This is a genomic window from Rhizobium chutanense (genome assembly GCF_002531935.1).
Lineage (GTDB): Bacteria > Pseudomonadota > Alphaproteobacteria > Rhizobiales > Rhizobiaceae > Rhizobium > Rhizobium chutanense.
Map to the genome: position 1 here is coordinate 85,620 of NZ_NWSV01000015.1, position 21,189 is coordinate 106,808.

At 62.8% G+C, this 21,189-nt stretch carries 19 protein-coding genes; 17 read left to right on the forward strand and 2 right to left on the reverse strand.

What is annotated here, in order from left to right; genetic code table 11:
* Positions 1-42 precede the first annotated feature (42 nt).
* From CO666_RS21125 to CO666_RS21190, 14 genes are all read left to right on the forward strand, one after another.
* Positions 43-870 carry a phosphogluconate dehydrogenase C-terminal domain-containing protein gene (locus tag CO666_RS21125; protein ID WP_097614148.1) on the forward strand — a complete coding sequence of 276 codons (828 nt, stop codon included), beginning with the start codon at positions 43-45 and terminating at the stop codon, positions 868-870.
* Positions 871-968: 98 nt separating this feature from the next.
* Positions 969-1,910: a D-ribose ABC transporter substrate-binding protein gene (locus tag CO666_RS21130; RefSeq protein ID WP_097614149.1), complete on the forward strand. Its 942-nt coding sequence runs from the start codon at positions 969-971 to the stop codon at positions 1,908-1,910.
* Positions 1,911-1,983: 73 nt separating this feature from the next.
* Positions 1,984-2,628 (forward strand): DUF2291 family protein, encoded by a 645-nt coding sequence (locus CO666_RS21135; RefSeq protein ID WP_097614150.1) that lies wholly within the window; start codon positions 1,984-1,986, stop codon positions 2,626-2,628.
* Positions 2,625-4,175 carry a sugar ABC transporter ATP-binding protein gene (locus CO666_RS21140; RefSeq protein ID WP_097614151.1) on the forward strand — a complete coding sequence of 517 codons (1,551 nt, stop codon included), beginning with the start codon at positions 2,625-2,627 and terminating at the stop codon, positions 4,173-4,175. Before CO666_RS21135 ends, CO666_RS21140 begins: the two co-directional genes overlap by 4 nt.
* Positions 4,172-5,236 (forward strand): ABC transporter permease, encoded by a 1,065-nt coding sequence (locus CO666_RS21145; protein WP_097614152.1) that lies wholly within the window; start codon positions 4,172-4,174, stop codon positions 5,234-5,236. The genes CO666_RS21140 and CO666_RS21145 overlap by 4 nt, the downstream gene beginning before the upstream one ends.
* Position 5,237: 1 nt before the next feature.
* Positions 5,238-6,272 (forward strand): Gfo/Idh/MocA family protein, encoded by a 1,035-nt coding sequence (locus CO666_RS21150; RefSeq protein WP_097614153.1) that lies wholly within the window; start codon positions 5,238-5,240, stop codon positions 6,270-6,272.
* Positions 6,269-8,116 carry a D-apionate lactonase gene (gene apnL / locus CO666_RS21155; RefSeq protein ID WP_097614154.1) on the forward strand — a complete coding sequence of 616 codons (1,848 nt, stop codon included), beginning with the start codon at positions 6,269-6,271 and terminating at the stop codon, positions 8,114-8,116. Before CO666_RS21150 ends, apnL begins: the two co-directional genes overlap by 4 nt.
* 55 nt (positions 8,117-8,171) lie before the next feature.
* Positions 8,172-9,176, forward strand: a complete 1,005-nt coding sequence (locus CO666_RS21160; RefSeq protein ID WP_097614155.1) for a dihydroxyacetone kinase subunit DhaK — start codon at positions 8,172-8,174, stop codon at positions 9,174-9,176.
* A 3-nt stretch (positions 9,177-9,179) separates the two neighbouring features.
* Entirely contained in the window at positions 9,180-9,827 is a 648-nt protein-coding gene (dhaL, locus tag CO666_RS21165) for a dihydroxyacetone kinase subunit DhaL (protein WP_097614156.1), read from the forward strand.
* 70 nt (positions 9,828-9,897) lie between these two features.
* Positions 9,898-11,151 carry an ABC transporter substrate-binding protein gene (locus tag CO666_RS21170; protein ID WP_097614157.1) on the forward strand — a complete coding sequence of 418 codons (1,254 nt, stop codon included), beginning with the start codon at positions 9,898-9,900 and terminating at the stop codon, positions 11,149-11,151.
* Between the two features lie 92 nt (positions 11,152-11,243).
* Complete coding sequence (locus CO666_RS21175; RefSeq protein WP_097614158.1) at positions 11,244-12,143, forward strand: carbohydrate ABC transporter permease; 900 nt, start codon at positions 11,244-11,246, stop codon at positions 12,141-12,143.
* 53 nt (positions 12,144-12,196) lie between these two features.
* On the forward strand, positions 12,197-13,024 hold the full coding sequence (locus tag CO666_RS21180) for a carbohydrate ABC transporter permease (RefSeq protein WP_425352428.1): 828 nt from the start codon (positions 12,197-12,199) through the stop codon (positions 13,022-13,024).
* Between the two features lie 30 nt (positions 13,025-13,054).
* Positions 13,055-14,575: a DUF5060 domain-containing protein gene (locus tag CO666_RS21185; RefSeq protein ID WP_097614160.1), complete on the forward strand. Its 1,521-nt coding sequence runs from the start codon at positions 13,055-13,057 to the stop codon at positions 14,573-14,575.
* A gap of 11 nt (positions 14,576-14,586) precedes the next feature.
* Positions 14,587-15,657, forward strand: coding sequence for an ABC transporter ATP-binding protein (locus CO666_RS21190; protein WP_097614161.1), 1,071 nt, complete (start codon positions 14,587-14,589; stop codon positions 15,655-15,657).
* A 271-nt stretch (positions 15,658-15,928) separates the two neighbouring features.
* Here the strand turns inward: CO666_RS21190 and CO666_RS21205 are convergent, their stop codons facing one another.
* On the reverse strand, positions 15,929-16,624 hold the full coding sequence (locus CO666_RS21205; protein ID WP_097614162.1) for an NUDIX hydrolase: 696 nt from the start codon (positions 16,622-16,624) through the stop codon (positions 15,929-15,931).
* A 128-nt stretch (positions 16,625-16,752) separates the two neighbouring features.
* Between CO666_RS21205 and CO666_RS21210 the strand changes: the two genes are divergently transcribed.
* A complete protein-coding gene (locus CO666_RS21210; RefSeq protein ID WP_097614163.1) occupies positions 16,753-17,787 on the forward strand; it encodes an SPFH domain-containing protein in 1,035 nt (344 codons plus the stop codon).
* A complete protein-coding gene (locus tag CO666_RS21215; protein WP_097614164.1) occupies positions 17,774-18,712 on the forward strand; it encodes a diacylglycerol kinase catalytic domain-containing protein in 939 nt (312 codons plus the stop codon). The genes CO666_RS21210 and CO666_RS21215 overlap by 14 nt, the downstream gene beginning before the upstream one ends.
* Positions 18,713-18,757: 45 nt before the next feature.
* Here the strand turns inward: CO666_RS21215 and CO666_RS21220 are convergent, their stop codons facing one another.
* Positions 18,758-20,200, reverse strand: a complete 1,443-nt coding sequence (locus CO666_RS21220) for an RtcB family protein (protein ID WP_097614165.1) — start codon at positions 20,198-20,200, stop codon at positions 18,758-18,760.
* Between the two features lie 245 nt (positions 20,201-20,445).
* Here CO666_RS21220 and CO666_RS21225 point away from each other — a divergent pair, with 245 nt between their 5' ends.
* Positions 20,446-20,955 (forward strand): GNAT family N-acetyltransferase, encoded by a 510-nt coding sequence (locus CO666_RS21225; protein WP_097614166.1) that lies wholly within the window; start codon positions 20,446-20,448, stop codon positions 20,953-20,955.
* The last annotated feature ends 234 nt before the right edge of the window (positions 20,956-21,189 follow it).

The window sequence follows — 21,189 nt, forward strand, 5'->3', positions numbered from 1 at the left end:
CCAGTATATGATCCTATCCAGAACTGAAAAGGTGAGGAAAACATGACCAAGATTGCTCTCTTCGGCGCCGGCGGCAAAATGGGATACCGGCTGGCCAAGAATCTCAAAGGTTCGCGCTTCCAAGTGCGCCATGTCGAGGTGAGCGACGCCGGCAAGGCGCGGCTGAAGAACGATCTCGGTCTCGATTGCGTGCCGGTCGATGCCGCGCTCGACGGCGCCGATGTGGTGATCCTCGCCGTGCCGGATACGGCGATCGGCAAGGTCGCGGCCGGCATCGTCGACAAGCTTACGCCCGGCACCATGGTGGTGGCGCTCGATGCCGCCGCACCCTTTGCCGGCCATCTGCCTAGGCGCGACGACCTCACCTATTTCGTCACCCATCCCTGCCATCCGCCGATCTTCAACGACGAGACGGAGATGCAGGCCAAGAAGGATCATTTCGGCGGCCTCTTCGCCAAGCAGCACATTGTCTCGGCACTGATGCAAGGCCCCGACAGCGCCTACGCGCTCGGCGAGGAAATCGCCAAAATCATCTGGGCGCCGGTCATGCGCTCGCACCGGGTTACGGTCGAGCAGCTCGCCATGCTCGAACCGGGCCTGTCGGAAACCGTCTGTGCATCGCTGCTCGTCATCATGCGCCAGGCCATGGACGAATGCGTGGCCCGCGGCGTGCCGGAACAGGCCGCCCGCGACTTCCTGCTCGGCCATATGAACGTGCTCGGCGCCGTTATCTTCAAGGAAGTCGACGGCGTGTTCTCGGATGCCTGCAACAAGGCAATCGAGTTCGGCATCCCGGCGCTGATGCGCGACGACTGGAAGAAAGTATTCGAACCGCAGGAGATCGCCGAAAGCATCCGGCGTATCACCTGAACCGGCCTGGGGAGGCAAGCCCTCCCCTTTACCGCTCCGGGAGACGGGGCTCAGCCGCTCCGGGGAGACGGGGCTTCATTCACAACTGGGAGGAAAAAATGAAACTGACGCGCAGACTGACACTTGCAGCTTTTGCCGGCGCGCTGGCGATGGGAACGGCCATGCCGGCCTTTGCGGCCGATCTCATCGCCATCATCACGCCGGCGCATGACAATCCCTTCTTCAAGGCGGAAGCCGTCGGCGCCGAAGCCAAGGCGAAGCAACTCGGCTACGAGACCCTGGTCATGACCCATGACGACGACGCCAACAAGCAGTCGGAAATGATCGACACGGCGATCGGGCGCGGCGCCAAGGCGATCATTCTCGATAATGCCGGCGCAGATGCTTCCGTCGCCGCCGTCAAGAAGGCCAAGGACGCCGGCATCCCCTCCTTCCTGATCGACCGCGAGATCAACGCGACTGGCGTTGCCGTTGCCCAGATCGTCTCGAACAACTATCAGGGCGCCCAGCTCGGCGCGCAGGAGTTCGTCAAGCTGATGGGCGAGAAGGGCAACTACGTCGAGCTGGTCGGCAAGGAGTCCGACACCAATGCCGGCATCCGCTCGCAGGGCTATCATGACGTCATCGACGACTATCCGGAACTGAAGTCGGTCGCCAAGCAGTCGGCCAACTGGAGCCAGACGGAAGCCTATTCGAAGATGGAGACCATCCTCCAGGCCAATCCCGACATCAAGGGCGTCATCTCCGGCAACGACACGATGGCCATGGGCGCGATTGCGGCGCTGCAGGCGGCCGGCCGCAAGGATGTGATCGTCGTCGGCTTCGACGGTTCCAACGATGTGCGCGACTCCATCAAGGCGGGCGGCATCAAGGCGACCGTGCTGCAACCGGCCTATGCCCAGGCTCAGCTCGCGGTGGAGCAGGCGGACGCCTACATCAAGAACAAGACGACGCCAAAGGAAGAGAAGCAGTTGATGGATTGCGTTCTCATCAACGCCGACAATTCCGGCAATCTCGAGACCTTCGCCCTGACGAACTGATCAGCCGCGAATTGCCGAGGGCGCGTTGCTGCGCCCTCGGCAATGCATTTCGCAAGACGTCGAGGTTCATCTGATGTTGAGAATGAAGGGTGCCCTGCTCGCCGCCGTCGTGGCGGCAGCCCTGCCCGGTTGCAAAATCATCAAGACGCCGACCGCGGAGGAAAAGGCGGCGGCAGCGGCCAAGACCGCCTTCGATCCGACTGCAAAGGTCGAGGCGGTCTGGCAATCCGAGGCCGTGCCCTATTTCGAAAAGCGCGCCGGTGAGCTGAAGGATGTCCTGCAGCTCGTTGCGACGAGCCCGGATGCCGCGGGCGAAAAATACGGCAATCCCCGCAAGCAGAGCAGTTCGCCCTGGACCTATGCGGTGAAGATCACCGGCAAGATCGTGGCCACTGATACGGCCTCGCGCGCGGCAACGCTCGACGTCGATGCCGATGGCGACGGCAAGGCCGATGCGAAGGTGCAGATTGGGCCGGCGCTGCGCGGCACCGCCCTGCGCGACACGCTCGATTTCGTCAATTTCAACGAGTTCAAGAACCAGATCGAATGGGCGCAGTTCGGCAAGGCGTTCAACGAGAAGGCCAATGCGGCCTTTCTCTCCGCCGTTCCGCGCGACGGCCTGACCGGCAAGACGGTGACCGTGATCGGCGCCTTCCCGCTGCCGAAAAGCGGCGAACTTCCGCTCGTGACGCCTTCGGAACTGAAGGTAGGCCCATGACAGTGGATGCGGCACCAACCGACGATGTCATCCTGCGTCTCGACGACGTGTCGAAGGTCTATTCGGGCATCGTCGCCGTCAAGCGCGCCAATCTGGAACTGCGGCGCGGCGCGGTGAACGTGCTCGTCGGTGAAAACGGCGCCGGCAAATCGACGCTGATGAAGATCATCGCCGGCGTCGAACGCCCGACGCATGGCCGCATCATCCTGGATGGCGAACCCGTCTCCTTCGACAGTCCGGCCCAGGCGCAGGCGCACGGCATCGGCATGATCTTCCAGGAGCTCAATCTCTTCGCCAACATGTCGGTCGCCGAAAACATCTTCGCCACACGCGAGATCACCCGCGGCCCGCTCGGCATCGATCACAAGGCGCAGGTCGAGAAGGCCAACGAATTCCTGCGGCGGCTCGATGCCGGGATCGAGGCGGATACGATGGTCGAGGATCTGCCGATCGGCCAGCAGCAGCTCGTCGAGATCGCCAAGGCGATGTCGCTCAATGCCCGTATCCTGATCATGGACGAGCCGACATCGGCGCTTTCGGCCGCCGAAGTCGACATCCTGTTCAAGGTGATCGGCGAGCTGAAGGCTCAAGGTGTGGCGATCGTCTATATCTCGCACCGGCTGGAAGAGCTGATGCGGATCGGCGACACCATCACCGTGCTGCGCGACGGCCAGGTCACCGGCCAGGCGATGGTGCGCGACATCGACACGCGCTGGATCGTGCGCTCGATGATCGGTTCGGACGCCAAGGATTTTGCAAAATCCGTCACCCATGCCATCGGCGACGAGGTCTTCCGCGCCGAAAACATCAGCTTGCCCAGGCCGACGGGCGGGCTTGCGGTCAACGATGTCTCCCTCTCGGTCAGAGCTGGCGAGATCCTCGGCATTTACGGGCTGATGGGCGCCGGGCGCAGCGAATTCTTCGAATGCGTGATCGGCCGTCACACGCACTCGACCGGCAGGGTCTTCATCGACGGCAAGGAAGTGCGTGCCCGCGACACCACGCGGCGCATCCGCCGCGGCCTTGCCCTCATTCCGGAGGATCGGCAGCGCGAAGGCCTGGTTCAGGTGCTCTCCGTCGCTTCCAACCTGACGCTGGCGAGCCTTTCCCGCTTCACCCGGCTCTTCCATATCGACAGCGGCGCCGAGAAAAATGCCATTCGCGAGGCGATCCGGGATCTGTCGATCAAGGCGCCGAATCCGGATTTCGAGGTGACCTCGATGTCCGGCGGCAATCAGCAGAAGGTGGTGATCGGTAAGGCGCTGATGACCAATCCGAAGGTGCTGCTGATGGACGAACCGAGCCGCGGCATCGATGTCGGCGCCAAGGCCGACGTCTTCCGCACCATGCGCCGGCTGGCGGCAAACGGTCTGGCCATTCTGTTTTCAACCTCCGACCTCGAGGAGGTCATGGCGCTTTCCGATCGCATCGCGGTTTTGAGCAACGGCCAGCTCGTCGCCGTCTTCGACCGGCACGAGGCGACGGAAGAAGCGATCATCGCGGCTTCGGCCAGGGGACACGGACATCAAGGGAAACTCGCGTCATGATGGCGGCTACCTCAACCACTCTCGCGCCGAAGGGCGCCAACGGCTCGGCGCTTCTGACGGTGATGAAGCTCCGGACCTTCATTGCGCTCTTCGCCGTCATCATCTTCTTTGCGATCTTCGCGCCGAACTTCACCTCGACGGCGAACATGATCCTGATGTCGAAACATGTGGCCCTGAATGCGTTCCTCGCGATGGGCATGACCTTCGTCATCATCACCGGCGGCATCGACCTCTCGGTCGGATCGATCGTCGGGCTCTGCGGCATGGTCGCCGGCGGGTTGATCCTTTACGGCATCGAGCTGCCGATCGGCTATACCATCTATTTCAACCTCTTCGAGATCGTGCTGATCACGCTGTCGATCGGCCTTGTCATCGGCCTGATCAACGGCCTCTTGATCACCAAGCTCAACGTCGCGCCCTTCATCGCCACGCTCGGCACCCTCTATGTCGCCCGCGGCCTGGCGCTGCTGTCGTCCGATGGCCAGACCTTTCCGAACCTCGTCGGCCGGCCGGAATATGCCACGACCGGCTTCGATTTCTTCGGCGCCGGGCGCATTCTCGGCCTGCCGGTCTCGATCTGGATCCTGATCGTGCTGGCGCTCGCGGCCGCCTATGTCGCCCGCTCGACGCCGATCGGCCGCCACATCTTCGCCGTCGGCGGCAATGAGCGTGCGGCGCGCATGTCCGGCATCCGCGTCGATGTCGTGAAGATCTTCGTCTACATGTTCTCCGGCCTGTGCGCGGCGATCGTCGGCGTCGTCATCTCCTCCGAGCTGATGGCTGCCCATCCGGCGACCGGTGAGAGCTTCGAACTCAATGCGATTGCCGCAGCCGTGCTCGGGGGCACCTCGATGTCGGGTGGCCGCGGCACGATCGGGGGCACGATCATCGGCGCCTTCGTCATCGGCATCCTCTCCGACGGATTGGTCATGATGGGCGTCTCCTCCTTCTGGCAGATGGTCATCAAGGGCCTCGTCATCATCATCGCCGTGGTCGTCGACCAGGCGCAGCGCCGCCTGCAGCAGCGCGTCACCCTCATGCAGATGGCAAAGGCAGGTTGATATGACCGAACTGAAAGGCGCCCTGATCGGCTGCGGCTTCTTCGCGATCAACCAGATGCATGCCTGGAGGGACGTCGAAGGTGCTTATATCGTCGCGATCTGCGACCGCGATCCCGAGCGGCTGAAGACCGTCGGAGACCAGTTCGGCATCGAGCGCCGTTACAGCGACGCCGAGGCGATGTTTGCCGATGGCGGATTCGATTTCGTCGATATCGCCACAACCGTTGAGAGCCACCGCGCTCTGGTGGAAATGGCCGCCCGCAACAGGGTGCCGGCCATCTGCCAGAAGCCCTTCGCCAAGACGCTGTCGGATGCAAAGGCGATGGTCGAGGCCTGCCGCAAGGCCGGTGTTGCCTTGATGGTGCACGAGAATTTTCGCTGGCAGACGCCGATCCAAGCGGTACGCAAGGCGCTCGAAACAGGCGCCATCGGCACGCCCTTCTGGGGCCGCTTCTCCTTCCGCTCGGGCTACGATGTCTTCTCCGGCCAGCCCTATCTCGCCGAAGGCGAGCGCTTCATCATCGAGGACCTCGGCATCCATACGCTCGATATCGCCCGCTATATCCTCGGCGACGTCAGCGCGCTCACGGCTCGCACTAGGCGGGTCAATCCCAGGATCAGGGGCGAGGATGTCGCGACCATTCTGCTCGATCACGAAAACGGCGCCACCTCTGTGGTCGACGTCAGCTACGCCACGAAGCTCTCGAAAGAGCCATTCCCCGAGACGCTGATGGAACTCGACGGCTCCGAGGGCACGATCCGCCTGACCCAGGGTTATCGCCTCGAAGTCAACAATGCCCAGGGCACCACCATTGCGGACGTCTCTCCGAAGCTGCTCTCCTGGGCCTCGCGCCCCTGGCATAACATTCAGGAGAGCGTCTATGCGATCCAGCAGCATTGGGTCGATCAGCTCAGGCGCGGCGCGGAACACTCAACCTCCGGGGCCGATAATCTGAAGACCTTCGCCCTTGTCGAGGCCGCCTATGATAGCGCTGCTCAGGGGAAGACGATCGATGTCGGGGCGATGCTGCGATGACGGCCGATGTCTTCCAGCTCTACGGCACCCGGGCTCAGGAAAAGCCGCCGGTTCGCCTGACGGCCGGAAAGCTGACGGCCGATCTCGCCGACGGCAACCTCCGCTCGATCCGCTATGACGGGACCGAGGTGCTGCGGGCGATTTCCTATCTGGTCCGCGACCGGGACTGGGGCACCCACAGCCCCGAAATCACAGATCGCAGGATCGAGCAGGGCGATGACCGTTTCGAAGTCGCTTACCGCGCGCGTTGCGAGGGACCGGACAAAACGATCCTCGTCATCGACGTCCGCATCGCGGGCTATCGGGGCCGGCTCGACTTCGAAGCGGAGGCCGTCTCGGAGACCGGCTTCGAGACCAATCGCTGCGGCTTCTGCATCCTGCATCCGATCGTTGGCGTGGCCGGTTCATCGGCGACGGTCGAGCATGTCGACGGCCGGATCGTGGCGACGCGTTTCCCCGATCTCATTGAGCCCTGGCAGCCGTTCAAGGACATGCGCGCCATCACCCATGAGGTCATGTCAGGGGTTACGGCGGAATGCCGGATGGAAGGCGACACCTTCGAAATGGAGGATCAGCGGAACTGGTCCGATGCTTCCTACAAGACCTATGTCCGGCCGCTCGCTCTGCCCTGGCCTTATCAGATCCCGGCCGGCCAAGCCGTTCGGCAGAGGACGTTACTCATTATCCGGGATAACGGCGGTAGCGAAAAACGCTCCCCGGCCGCGACGCCGGGCGCGGCGATCAGGCTCGAGTTGGGAGAGCGGACCGGCACCATGCCCGGTATCGGCGTGATCGTGGCGCCCGAAGAGGCCGATGCGACCCTCGCCGCAACGTCCCTGCTGGCGGAGATCGCGCCCCGGCAACTCCTCTTTCATTTCGATCCGGACGCGGGGCATGGCATCGAGGCACTGAAGAAATTTGCCGCAATCGCTGCCGCCGATCGCGGCCGCTCGACGCTGGAGATCGCGCTTCCCTGCCGATCGTCGCCGGCAGACGAGGCGGCCGGGATCGCCCGCCAGATGCAGATCGCGGGCCTCCGCCCGGATGCGATCCTGATCTCGCCTTCCGTCGACCGGCAATCGACGCCGCCCGGCAGCCAATGGCCGGACTGCCCGCCGCTCGAAGCGATCTATGCCGCGGCGCGCGCCGCCTTTCCCGACATCCGTATCGGTGGCGGCATGCTGAGCTATTTCACCGAGCTCAACCGCAAGCGCGCACCATCCGGCGAGATCGATTTCGTCAGCCATTGCACCAATCCGATCGTGCATGCGGCCGACGATCTCAGCGTCATGCAGACATTGGAGGCTCTGCCCTTCATCACCCGCTCCGTTCGCGCGATCTACGGCGGTAAGCCCTACCGGATCGGCCCGTCGACGATCCCGATGCGGCAGAACCCCTATGGCAGCCGCACGATGGACAACCCGTCCGGCGGGCGCATCCCGATGGCCAATCGCGATCCGCGCCACAATGGCCGTTTCGCCGCGGCCTTCGCGCTCGGCTATGCCATCCGCGTGCTGGATGCCGGCCTCGAATGCCTGACGCTCTCGGCTCTCACAGGTCCGTTCGGTCTGATCGCCGGCCCCGGCGAGCCGACCGAGCAAGGCGGGCGGCGGCCGCTCTTTAACACCGTGCGCACTTTGTCCGGGTTGGCGGGCGCATCCTGGCAGGAATGCATCTCCTCCTCGCCTTCCGAGGTTCTGTCTTTCGTGACGCGGGATGCCGCAGGCGCGAAGCTCCACATCGTCAATCTGACGGGCGAAGAGCGGCGGGTCGATGGCGTCGCTTTGGGCAGGGAGGCGCTGCTCGCGCCCTTCGCCACCGTGGTCTTGCCGCTGGCGGATTGACCTCCGGCGTGTCAGCCGCATCTATGCAGTCGGAATTCGTTCTGGGAGGATCGGCATGAAGACCAAGAAGCTTATCAATGCAGGGGCGGATGCCGTCGACGAGATGCTGCAGGGGGTTCTGGCGGCGCATCCCAAGCACCTCTACGCCGTGGAAGGCATGCCGCGCGCGATCATCGCCCGAAACGGACCGCGCAAGGGCAAGGTCGGGCTGGTTATCGGCGGCGGCTCCGGCCACGAGCCGAGCTTTCTCGGCTATGTCGGCAAGGGGCTCGCCGATGCCGCCGCGATCGGCAATGTCTTCGCCTCGCCGCCGCCCGATCCGATTATCGCCTGCGCAATGGCGGTCGACGGCGGTGCCGGCGTCCTCTTCATGTACGGCAATTATGCCGGCGACGTGATGAATTTCGACATGGCCGCGGAAATGCTGGCGCTCGACGAGATCGAGGTGCGCACCGTGCTCACGACAGACGACGTGGCGTCTGCTCCTTCCGATCAGAGGGAGAAGCGGCGCGGCGTGGCGGGCAATGTCTTCATCTTCAAGGCGGCGGGTGCGGCCTGCGATCTCCTCTATTCCCTTGACGAGGTCGAGCGCGTCGCGCGCCATGCCAATGCGCGCACCTATACGATGGGTGTGGCGCTCTCGCCCTGTTCGCTGCCGCAGACCCTGAAGCCGAATTTCCTGATCGGCGACGGCGAAATGGAGATCGGCATGGGCATCCATGGCGAGCCCGGTACGGCCCGCGAGCCGCTGAAATCAGCCGACGCGGTGACGGACGAGCTCATGGACAATATTCTCCGCGAGATGAAGGCAGACCGGGGCGAGCGCGTCGCCGTGCTCGTCAACTCGCTGGGATCCACGCCGATGATGGAGCTCTACATCATGATGCGGCGCGTCAAGGCGCGGCTCGACGATGCCGGGCTCGTCATCCATAGCTCGCTCGTCGGCAACTACTGCACCTCGCTCGAAATGGCGGGCGCCTCGGTCACGCTGATGCATCTCGACGACGAGCTGCAGCGGTTGATCGACCATCCCTGCGACTGCGCCATGTTCAAGAGGTGATCGATGACGATCGCGACCGAAGATCTGCAGCGCCTGTTTGCCCTGATCGCCGGGGATATCGCGGCGCAGCGCGATCATCTTTGCGAACTCGATGGTGCCATCGGCGACGGCGACCACGGTCTTGCCATGGATGCGGGCTGTGCGGCGGCGGCCAAGGCCGTCGCCGCGCTCGACCCGGCACAGGCTGCGCCGGCAGCCGCCTTCAATGCGGCGGCAAAAGCCTTCCTCAATGCAGTCGGCGCATCCTCCGGTCCGCTCTATGCCACGGCCTTCATGCGCGCCGGAGCCGCCGTCAAGGACAGGCCTGCACTCTCCGACGACGATTTCGTGCGCGCTTTTTCGGCGATGGCGCAGGGCGTTCAGGAGCGCGGCAAGGCCGAGCCCGGCGAAAAGACCATGGTCGATGCCTGGAGGCCGGCGGCCGATGCGGCTCTCGCTGCCTGGGCGTCCGGAACGCCCCTTTCCCAATCGCTCGACATGGCCGCGCAGGCAGCGCGCCAAGGCTGCGAAGCGACAAAGGATATGACGGCCGCCAAGGGGCGGGCGTCGCGGCTGGGGGAGCGGGTGATCGGGCACGTGGATCCCGGCGCCGCCTCGGCTGCGATTATCGTTGCTTCGATCGCGAAATTCGTGCGGCAGCATGATGGTTAGCTCATCATACCAGTTGACATGTAAATGACTATCTGCGACAAGGGGCCGGCTTATCAAGAGGAGGACGGTAATGCTGACCCTTTCCGCGAAATTGAAGACGGCGAGCATCGTCGCGATCGCCATGGCGTCTTTCGCCGCGACGCCGGTTTTTGCCGAAGACATCACGCTCTGGACCCTGAACTTCGACAACAATGCCGCCAATACGGCGTTGAAGAAGGTGGCGACGGATTTCGAAGCGGCAAACCCCGGAACGCATGTCGAGATCGTTCAGCGCGCCGTCGACGAGCACAAGACGGCGTTGCGCGTCGCCGCCGGTTCCGACAAGGGGCCTGACATTTATTTCAGCTGGGCGGGTCTCGGCCTCGGCGGCGAATATGTGAAGGCCGGCCTCTCCCTGCCGCTCGACAAATATTACACCGAATATAAGTGGAACGACGAGTTGCTGCCGTCGGCGGCGGCTTTCGCCGACCTCTATCCCGGCGGCAAACACGGTGTTCCCTTCACCTTCAAGGGCGAAGCCGTCTATTACAACAAGAAGCTTTTCGAACAGGCCGGCATCAAGGACGAGCCGAAGACCTACGAGGAACTCCTTGCCGCGGCTGACAAGCTGAAGGCTGCCGGCATCCCCGCCTTCACCTTCGGCGGCACGGTCAATTGGCACGTCATGCGGCTGATGGACGTCATCCTCGAAACCAAGTGCGGCGCCGAAAAGCACGATGCGCTGAAGGCGATGACGCTGGACTGGACCAAGGAGCCCTGTGCAGCGGATTCCTTCGCCGAATTCGCCAAGTGGACGAAGGACTATACGCTGCAGCCCTTCATGGGCATCGACAACAAGCAGTCCTACAGCCTCTTCACCGCCGGCCGCGCAGCGATGATGCTCGAAGGCGACTGGCTGGTCAGCCAGCTCAACGGCTCCGGCGCCAATCTCGACGATTACGGCATCTTCCCCTTCCCCACCAATACCGAGCGCCTCTACGGTTTCGCCGAGTACAATTACATCAGCACCAAGAGCAAGAACCCCGACATAGCCGCTAAATTCCTCGACTATTTCCTGTCGACGAAGGTGCAGCAGGATCTGCTCGGTCAGCTGAGCTCGACCTCCGTCAACAAGAACGTCCAATACGCCAATCAGAAGCCGCTCGAAGCCGAATGGCTGGGGATCTTCCAGAAATACGGCAAGGTCTACATGAACGGCGACCAGGCCTTCCCGCTCGATGTGACGACGGAATATTTCCGCGTCATCAATGACGTTGCCTCCGGCAATACCGAGCCGGCCGAGGCGGCCAAGCAACTGCAGAGCTTCATCGCCGGCAGAAGCTGATTCCTCCTAAGCGCCAGCCGATCGACCGCTGAGTTGATCGGCTGGCACCGTCTTTCATGAGCTGGCGGCTGTTTTGCCGTCAGGAGGAAAGCATGTCACTTCGACAATCGACACATGATCCGCGTATGCAAGCGCTCATCCTGCTCGTGCCGGCGCTGGCGATCTATGCGGTCTTCGCGCTCTACCCGATGCTCAACGTCTTGATCCTGAGCTTCCAGAAGTGGAACGGGCTGGATGCCAACCGGCAATTCGTCGGCATTGCCAATTATTCGGCGATCTTCACCAAAGACCCGGTTTTCTGGGTGGCCTTCCGCAACACGGTGATCTGGACCCTGATGAGCCTGATCTTCCCGCCGATGGTCGGCCTCTTGCTGGCGCTCAGCCTCAACCAGAAGATCTTCGGCCGCAACGGCCTGCGCGCCATCTTCTATCTGCCGGTCATCATCGCGCCGATCGCTGTCGCCACCATGTGGAAGTGGATGTACGATCCTTTCTTCGGCCTCTTCGCCCAGTTGCTGACCTCCTGGGGCATGCAGGGCTGGATCAAGGACTGGCTGGGGAATAAGGACATCGCGCTCTATTCCGTCTTCGTCGCCTATCTCTGGCAGACGGTCGGCTTCTCCATGGTTCTGTTCCTGGCGGGCCTGCAGAACGTGTCTCAGACGCTGGTCGAAGCGGCGCGCATCGATGGCGCCAGCCGCTGGGCGGTGTTCAAGCACGTGACGCTGCCGGCGCTGCGCCCGACCATCACCATCGTGCTCGTCCTTTCCATCATCTCGTCGCTGAAGGCCTTCGACATCGTCTATGGCCTGACCGGCGGCGGCCCGGCCCAGTCCACCCAGATGCTGGCGCTCTGGGCCTTCACCCAGGCCATGCAGATCTTCGATTTCGGTCGGGGTGCTGCCATCTCTGTCGTGCTGCTGCTGATCACCATGGCCGTCGTCATTCCCTATCTCCGATGGACCCAGAAGCACGAGGAGGTGGAATCGTGACAGCCGTATCGAGCGACCACACCGCCGTGCATCTCGAAGTCCAGCCGTCGGCGATGAAGCGCGATCCCGTCCTGATCGGTCTCTGGATCGCCCTCGTCCTTGTGGCGCTCATCTGGGTAGCACCCTTCGTCTTCATCGTCTTCACCTCGCTGAAGACGCCGGCGGCGGTGACGAGCACCGGCGCCTTCATGCCGCCGACCGAGCTTGCCTACGACAATTACAGCGCTGCCTGGAGCCGCGGCAATTTCGCCAATTCCTTCTTCAACAGCGTCATCATCACCGTCATCAAGGTGCCGCTCGGCCTGTTCCTGTCGGCGATGGCCGCCTATGCGCTTGCCAAGATCAGGCTGAGGGTCACCAAGGCGCTGCTGCTGCTCGTCGTCTTCGGCACGATGATCCCCTTTCAGGTGATGCTGGCGCCGCTCTTCACGCTGGTCAATTCCTTCGGCCTGATCGATACCTATCCCGGCGTCATCCTGCCCTATATCGCCTTCGGCGTTCCCTATCAGGTCTTCATCCTGCACGGCTTCTTCAAGGGCATTCCGAAGGAGCTGTCGGAGGCGGCGCTGATCGACGGCGCCACCCACTTCACCATCTTCCGGCGGATCTTCCTGCCGGTGTGCCTGCCCGTGCTCGCCGCACTGCTCATCCTCGATTTCGTCTCCACCTGGAACGAATTCGCCATGGCGCTGGTGCTGCTGCAGGATCAGCACATGTGGACGCTGCCGCTTGGCCTCATGTCCTTCCAGGGGCAGTTTTCCAGCAATTACGGCCAGCTCAATGCCGCGATCGTCATGACCGTGCTGCCGGCGACGCTCGTCTATCTCATGTTCCAGCGCTACTTCGTCTCCGGCCTCACCTCCGGCGCCGTCAAGGGCTGATCGCGAAATCATTCTACGAGGAGAGACAGAATGTCCGATGCAACAGTCGAAAAATGGGGTGTGTTCGAGGCCGCCTTCGAAGGGCCTGCCGGCGGCAATCCCTATCTCGACGTGGCATTCGATGCCGTCTTCACCCAGAAGAGCCGCGACGTCCGCGTGCCGGGTTTCTATGACGGCAACGGCATCTACCGCATCCGCTTCATGCCCGATACCGAAGGCGAGTGGTCGTTCAGGACGCGCTCCAGGACGCCAGCCCTCGACGGCAGGACCGGCGCCTTGACGGCGGCCGCACCTTCGGCCGGCAATCACGGCCCGGTGCGCGTGCGCAACAAATTCCACTTCGCCTATGCCGACGGCACCCCATTCCTCTCCTTCGGAACGACCTGCTACGCCTGGACGCACCAGCCGCTCGAAATGCAGAAGCAGACGCTGGAGACGCTTGAGAAGGCGCGCTTCAACAAGATGCGCATGGGCGTGTTTCCGAAGGATTATCCCTATAATGTCAACGAGCCGCTGCATGCCTGCTTCGAACGCGGCACCGACGGCAAGCAAGATTTCAACCGGCCGAACCCCGCCGCATTCCAGCACTTCGAAAAGCAGGTGGCGGCGCTCTGCGATCTCGGCGTCGAAGCCGATATCATCATCTTCCATCCCTATGACCGCTGGGGCTATGCCGACATGTCGGCCGAGCAGGATTTCCGCTATGTCGAATATCTCGCCGCTCGCCTTGCCGCCTATCGGAACGTCTGGTGGTCGCTCGCCAACGAGTATGATTTCCTCATCGACACCAAGCCGATGGAGCAGTGGGATCGCTACTTCCACATCCTGGAGGAAAACGACCCCTACCAGCATCTGCGCTCGATCCATAATGGCGACGTGACCGCGAATTTCGATCACCGCAAGCCGTGGGTCACCCACACCTGCATTCAGAACCCCGACGTCAAGCGCACTCAGGAATGGCGCGATGCCTATGGCAAGCCGGTCGTCAACGACGAGCCGGAATATGAGGGCGACATCCTGCAGTCCTGGGGCAATCTCGATGCGCGCGAACTGGTGCACCGTTTCTGGATCACCATGGCGCGCGGCGGTTATGCCGGCCATGGCGAGACCTATTCCCATCCCGAGGATCTGATCTGGTGGGCCAAGGGCGGGGAGCTGCGCGGCGAGGCCTGGAAGCGCATCGGCTTCCTCCGCGATCTCCTGGAGGCCGACGTCAGGCACGGGCTCGAGCCGCTCGGCATCATCGGCGAATGGCCCTGGTCGCGCGTCTCAGGCGCGCGGGACGGCGACGGCGATTTCCGCCTCATCTATTTCGGCGAGCATCAGCCGGTGATCTGGTCCACCGGCCTGCCGCTCGATGGCGACGATTACGATGTCGACATCATCGACACTTGGGAGATGACGATTTTGCCGGCCGAGAAGGTGGCGGCACCCGTTCCGCATCCGACGCGCCACGGCTCGGTGGTGCGCGGCGGCAAGCCGGACGCGGCCTTCGGGGTCAAGATCCCGCGCAAGCCGCACCAGGCGCTGCGTGTCCGCAGGAAGCGCTGAAGGAGAAGGTCATGTCTGGCTTGAGCATCAGAAACGTCAAGAAATCCTTCGGCCCGGTCGATATCATTCACGGCGTCGACGTCGAGATCGCCGATGGCGAATTCACCATCCTCGTCGGCCCTTCCGGCTGCGGCAAGTCGACCTTGCTGCGCATGATCGCCGGGCTCGAAGATATCAGCGGCGGCGAGATCAGCATCGACGGGCGGGTGGTGAACAATCTGCAGCCCAAGGACCGCGACATTGCGATGGTCTTCCAGAACTACGCCCTCTATCCGCAGATGACGGTCTCGCAGAATATGGGTTTCGCGCTGGAGCTTGCCGGCGCCAAGCGGCCTGAAATCGACAGGAAGGTGGGCGAGGCCGCGGCCATTCTCGGCCTGCAGCCGCTGCTCGACCGCAAGCCGGCCCAGCTTTCCGGCGGCCAGCGCCAGCGCGTCGCCATGGGCCGCGCCATCGTGCGCGACCCGAAAGTCTTTCTCTTCGACGAGCCGCTCTCCAATCTGGATGCGAAGCTGCGGGTGAAGATGCGCGCCGAGATCAAGGCCCTGCACCAGCGGCTGAAGACGACGATCGTCTACGTCACCCACGACCAGATCGAAGCCATGACCATGGCCGACAAGATCGTCGTGCTGCATGGCGGCCGCGTCGAGCAGATCGGCAGCCCGCTCGAACTTTACGACAAGCCGCGCAACATCTTCGTTGCCGGCTTCCTCGGCTCGCCTGCGATGAATTTTCTCGAAGGCACGATCGCCGAGGCCGGCAGCCCCGCATTGGCGCTATCGGGCGGTTCGCGCGTGGCGCTCTCGCGGGCGCCAGCCAATTCCGCCAACCGGCCGCTGACGCTCGGAATCCGTCCCGAAGACATCGCCTTCGGCGGCGAGAACGGCGTCGATGCGGTGGTCAAGGTGGTCGAACCCACCGGATCGGAAACCCATGTCGCGGTGGAACTCGATGGCCGGGAACTGACATGGGTGGTGCGCGAACGTGTCGAACTGGTTCCGGACCAGCGAGTGAAGCTGTCGTTCGAAACGTCGAAGGTCCATTTCTTCGATCATCAGACACAGCAGCGTCTCAGCGCCTGATTAGAGCCTTTCCTGGTCAGATTGAAGCATTCTGTTGGCTCAAACGGAGTTGGATAATCGACCGACCGGCGCGCGTCGTAGCCCGGTTCTACGGCCAAGCCGGCCGGTCGATCAGCCGGCCCGTTTCAGCCAACCCGAAGGGCCGGGCATCTTTCCGCCAGGATCAAAGGCGATCGGCTCGGACGTACCGTGGGGTATGCCCGTCGCCAATCGCCTCTGCCCTGACGAAAACCTGCTCCGGCAGAATGCTTCAATCTGACCAGGAAAGGCTCTAGATCCTCCGGTCGAAAAGCACTAGCGACTGGGCGTCCTTCAAGCGAAACATCTGGGCTGGCCGGTTGCTCGCCCGGCGCATCTCGCCCTCGACCGGCTCCAGGAAATCGGCTTCCGCCATGCGCTTGCGAAAAGCCGATTTATCGAGCTTGCGGCCGAGAAGCGTCTCATAGACCGATTGCAGCTCGCTCAATGTGAAACGGACAGGCAGCAGATGGCCGGGCAGGCTCGAATATTCGACCTTGCCTCGGATGCGGGCAAGCGCCTCCTTGAGGAGGGAGGCATGGTCGAAGGCAAGGGACAAGCCAACGCCCTCGCCCTCGATCGGCCGCCATTCGGCCTCCTCGGCCATAAGATCCTGCCGTTTGGCGACAGCGTCGGCCGAAAGCAGTGCGATATAGACGATGCTGATGCTCCAGCCCCTCGGGTCGCGGCTGCGGCTTCCCGTCGTCTGCAGCTGTTCGAGGTAGGGTGTTTCGACGCCGGTCTTTTCCTTCAGCACACGCCGCGCCGCAGCCTCCAGATCCGCATCCTCGTCGATGTGGACCCAGCCGCCGGGCAGGGCCCGGTCGCCGGCAAAGGGCGCATTGGCCCGCCGCACGAGAAGCACGGAAAGCCCCGCCGGCGACAGCGAGAAAATGGCGAGATCGACGGTCGCGATCGGTTTGAAGGCATCGTTGTCGTGTGTTGTCATGGTGGGAAGATAACACGCAGCAGTGTTAGTGTAAATATTCAACTAAGTTAGTTGACATTTATCACTAAGTCGTGTTTTCTCCCTTTCGACACGAGCGAGGGGCTCGCGTCAGGGATAGGGAAACGGACATGTTCGGACTGCGCTTCATCAAGACGGAACCCACGCAATACGTCATCCAATATCAGAACGGCAAAGCCGTCCGCGAAGGCGCGGGACTTGCCTTCTGGCATTTTTCGCCGTCGAGCTCTCTCGTGCTCGTTCCGACGGCCAGCGTCAACGACCCTTTCATCTTTCCCCTGGTGACATCGGACTTTCAGGAAGTGACCGTGCAGGGGCAGATCACCTACCGTATCGCCGAGCCGCGCCGCACGGCGGCACTCTTGAATTTCACCCTCGACCGCAGGGGGCACTATGTCTCGGAAGATCCGCAGAAGCTTTCGACCCGGGTGATCGACCGCGTCCAGGTGGCGATGCGGGCCGAGGTGCAGACGCTGTCGCTGAAACAGGTTCTGGCCTCAGGCGAGGCGCTCGTCGCCGGTGTCGCGGAGGCGCTCAAGGTCCATCCGACGATTGAAGCGCTCGGCCTCGAAATTCTCGGCCTGTCGCTGCTTGCCGTGATGCCGAAGGCCGAGACGGCGAAGGCGCTGGAAGCGCATGCCCGCGAAGCGCTGCTGCGGCAGGCCGACGAAGCCATCTATAGCAGGCGCAATGCCGCGATCGAACAGGAGCGGACGATCAAGGAAAACGAGATCGCCACCGAGATCACGCTGGAGAATAAGAGACGGCAGGTGCGCGAAGCGCAGATGGAGGCCGAGCGCGCTGTGCAGGAACGGCAGTTGCAGATCCGCCGCGAAGAAATGGCCGGCAAGATCGCGCTCGAAGAGCAGAACCGCGACCTGGTGACCCTGGCCTCGACCAATGCCCGGGCCGAGGCCGATGCCCAGGCCTATGCGATGACGGCGATGATGAAATCTTTCGAAGAGGCCGATCCGAAAGTGCTGCAGGCGCTTGCCTCGGTCGGCATGCAGCCGGGCCAACTGATGGCGCTCGCCTTCCGCGACCTTGCCGACAATGCGACGAAGATCGGCCAGCTGAACGTCTCGCCCGATCTTCTCAGGGAGATCTTGCAGCCGCAGGAGGGCAAGGATCGTGCCGGCCACTGACGAACGCAAGATCATCCTGGTCGTCAGGCCGACCCGGCTCGACGAACTCATTGCCCGCTACAACACGGTGCAGCAGGCGCAGTTCTATGTCGAGCATCTCGGCGCCGACTTCAGCGACTACCTTGCCGAGAAGAAGCGATACGAAACGGCCATATCAGAGGTGGAAGCGAGCCTGCGCGCCGTCGCCCGCGTCCAGCGCCTCGACCGCCGCTACCTCGCAAGCTTCGTCTTCGGCCCCGACGATGTCGTCGTCGTGCTCGGCCAGGACGGCCTGGTCGCCAACACGCTCAAATATCTCGACGGGCAGCCGGTTCTCGGCGTCAACCCCGATCCCAAGCGCTGGGACGGACTGCTGCTTCCCTTCAACCCGAAGAGCCTTCCGAAAGTGATCGGCGAGGCGCTGAAAAACAGGCGGCCGATCAAACGCGTCAGCATGGCCAAGGCGACGCTGAACACCGGCGCCGTCATCCACGCGGTCAACGACCTCTTCATCGGCCCGCAAAGCCACGTCTCGGCGCGCTATATCCTGCAGGCCGAAGAACGCGAGGAACGCCAATCCTCCAGCGGCATCATCGTCTCGACGGGCATGGGCTCGACCGGCTGGCTGAAGAGCCTCTATTCCGGCTGGCTCGGAGCCGCGAGCGCTCTCGGCCTCGAACCCGCCGACCGGGCGATCGACATGTCCTTCGCCTGGGATGCGGACTATCTCCGCTACTTCGTGCGCGAACCCTTCCCGAGCCGCACCACCGGCGCCAGCATCGTCGCCGGTCTCGTCTCGCAGGACCAGCCGCTCACCATCGTCTCCGAAATGCCGGAGCACGGCGTGATCTTCAGCGACGGCATCGAGGCGGATTTTCTGGAGTTCAATGCCGGCACGCGCGCGGTGGTGACGCTGGCCGAGCGGCAGGGGATGTTGGTGGTATGAGGGACGGGCCAAGCGGCTGCGGTTTTTCTGGTAGTGCGGCATCCGTCACCCCTTTACCGTCACCAGCGGCGTGATCTTCGCAACCTTCGTGACCATGCCCGCGTCGACCATGGGCTCGGCGACGCTGTCGATGGGTTTATAGGCCGCCGGTGCTTCCTCCTTGAGGCGCGCATGGATCTCGGCCAGGATATCCTGCCGGCCTTGCAATGAGGGACTTTGCGGATCGACTGGGCCGATGACGCGCAGGGCATTGGCGATATCCCTTTGCGAGCGTGCCTCCTGCCGCGAGAGCTTACGCCCCGCCCCGTGCGCGGCCGACTCCAGAAAGTCGGTCGATCCGCATCCGGCGAGCAGCCATGTGCCGTCACCCATCGATCCGGGCAGGATGACCGGTTCGCCGAACCATTCGTAGGGGCTGGCAGCCAGAGTTCCGACACCTCTCGCCGGACAGGCGCCTTTTCTGTGGCGAACGACGTTTCCGCTCTCCCAAACCGTGTTGTGCGGAGCGTCATAGACGAGATGATGTTCGACCTCCTGTCCGAGTGCTCTTGCGACAGCCTCGATCGCCGCCAGCCCGATAAAGAAACGGTTGGCAAATGCCGCATTCACCGCATTCGCATGACCGTTCATGTATCTCTTATAGAGATCCGGTTGGGTTTCCCTGGAGAGCACCCGCCAATCCTCACCCGGTTTGCAATCGGACTTCAGCCTGTCTCCGGTTACCGTGCCCACCCGCTGTCCGAAGTCGAGGGAACCCGAGTGGACGACAAGGACGACGGAGCCCGGCTTCAGGCCCGCGGCTCTCGCGAAGGTGCCATCTGCGATGTGATCGATAAAGCCGAGTTCGACGAAATGATTTCCGCCACCGATCGTACCGAGGATCGCGTCGCGACGGTGGGCGTCGTCGATCCCCGCGTAATCTGCAAAATCGGCGTCGACGTTTTCACAGGCGAAAACGCCATTGTCCGAATGACGTTCGAGATCGGCCCATGCCCGTGAAAGATCCAGTTTGGAAAGCAGGCCAATGCTCTTCTGCTGTAGACTGCCAAGGAGACCAGGCAGCCCCTCGCGCAGAATCGCATGCCGGTCCATTCCTGTCAGCGCAATGTCACGGCCGCCCTGGAAGAAAATATGGCGAAGATGACGGTCGAGCAGCGGCGTCGCCAACTGCTCTGCGGCGACATTGTCGAGAACGACCATGCGCATCCCGCAGCCGATGTCAGACCCGATCATGTGCGGAAGCACTGCGCCTTCCACATCCGCCACGACGCCGACGGGAACGGGTTTGCCGGGGTGAAAGTCGGGAGTCGTAACGACAGCCCGAAGCAACGCGTTCTTCTCGGCCATTGCCTCCGGCGTCGGCAAAGCGCGAGCCAGATCCGTAAGTGAATGCGTAAAACTTTGTTCCGGCTCGTCGCGTGCTACGACTGACCTGATGACATGCCCAGCAATGTCGCTGGTACGACCGATAGATGATGGCGCGTTCATGTTGTTCTCCGTGGGTGCCTGGGTTCAGCAGCCGCGGCAATACGGAGTGCCCGTGCGTATGACATGGAGCAGCGGAGAATTCAATGCCGTAGCGCGACATCGTGGCGGGTAGGTCGGCGCCCGCCAATTCGGGATTGATGGTGTCCGGCGGGCTTGACGCTGCCTTATCCCGGCCGGCGCAATAGCGGCTTGTCATCCCCGAATCTCGCCGATAGGTTGTCAATTGACCAAGGGGTAGCCACGACATGCATATTCGAAAAGCCGTCTCCTCCGACGCCGAGGAATTGAGCGCTCTCTTGAACGAGATCATCCGAGCCGGCGGCACGACCGCTCTCGAGACCCCGCTTTCGGCCGCCGAATTCGCCGATTGGTTTATCGACGGCGAGTTTGCGCTTGTCTGCCATGTTGCCGAGCACGGCCGGTCGCTGGTCGGCTTTCAATCGCTGAGCCTATACGGCGATCCGCCCAAAGGCGTCGCCGACATTGCGACTTTTGCTCGCATGCACCCGAAGACGGCGGGCGTCGGCAGCGCGCTTTTTCCCGCGACAAGGGCGGCGGCGAAAGAGCTCGGGCTCGAATTCATCAATGCGACCATCCGCGCCGACAATGTCAGCGGACTTGGCTATTACGCCAAGATGGGCTTCGAGACCTATGACAGGCTGCTCCAGGTTCCGCTGCAGGATGGAACGCCGGTCGACCGGATCAAGAAACGTTTCAGCTTGGGCGGCGGGCATCATACGGTGCCTCACGCCTGAGGCGGCGGCGTTATAGGACGATGTCGACGCGGTGGGCCGGCGCGGCCTGCTCGCAGGCCAGTGATGTCAGGCGACGTAAGTAGGGAAAAATAGGCGGCAGCACAAATTCGACCCGTCCAGCGAAGGAATGGTCAACTCACAAAGGTCGACCGTCGTCGCAGGGGAATAGCGATCCTTACCTAGAGTTTTATGATCGGCCTTCTGTGTGCCATTTTTCAGAGCAAGAGACGCTAG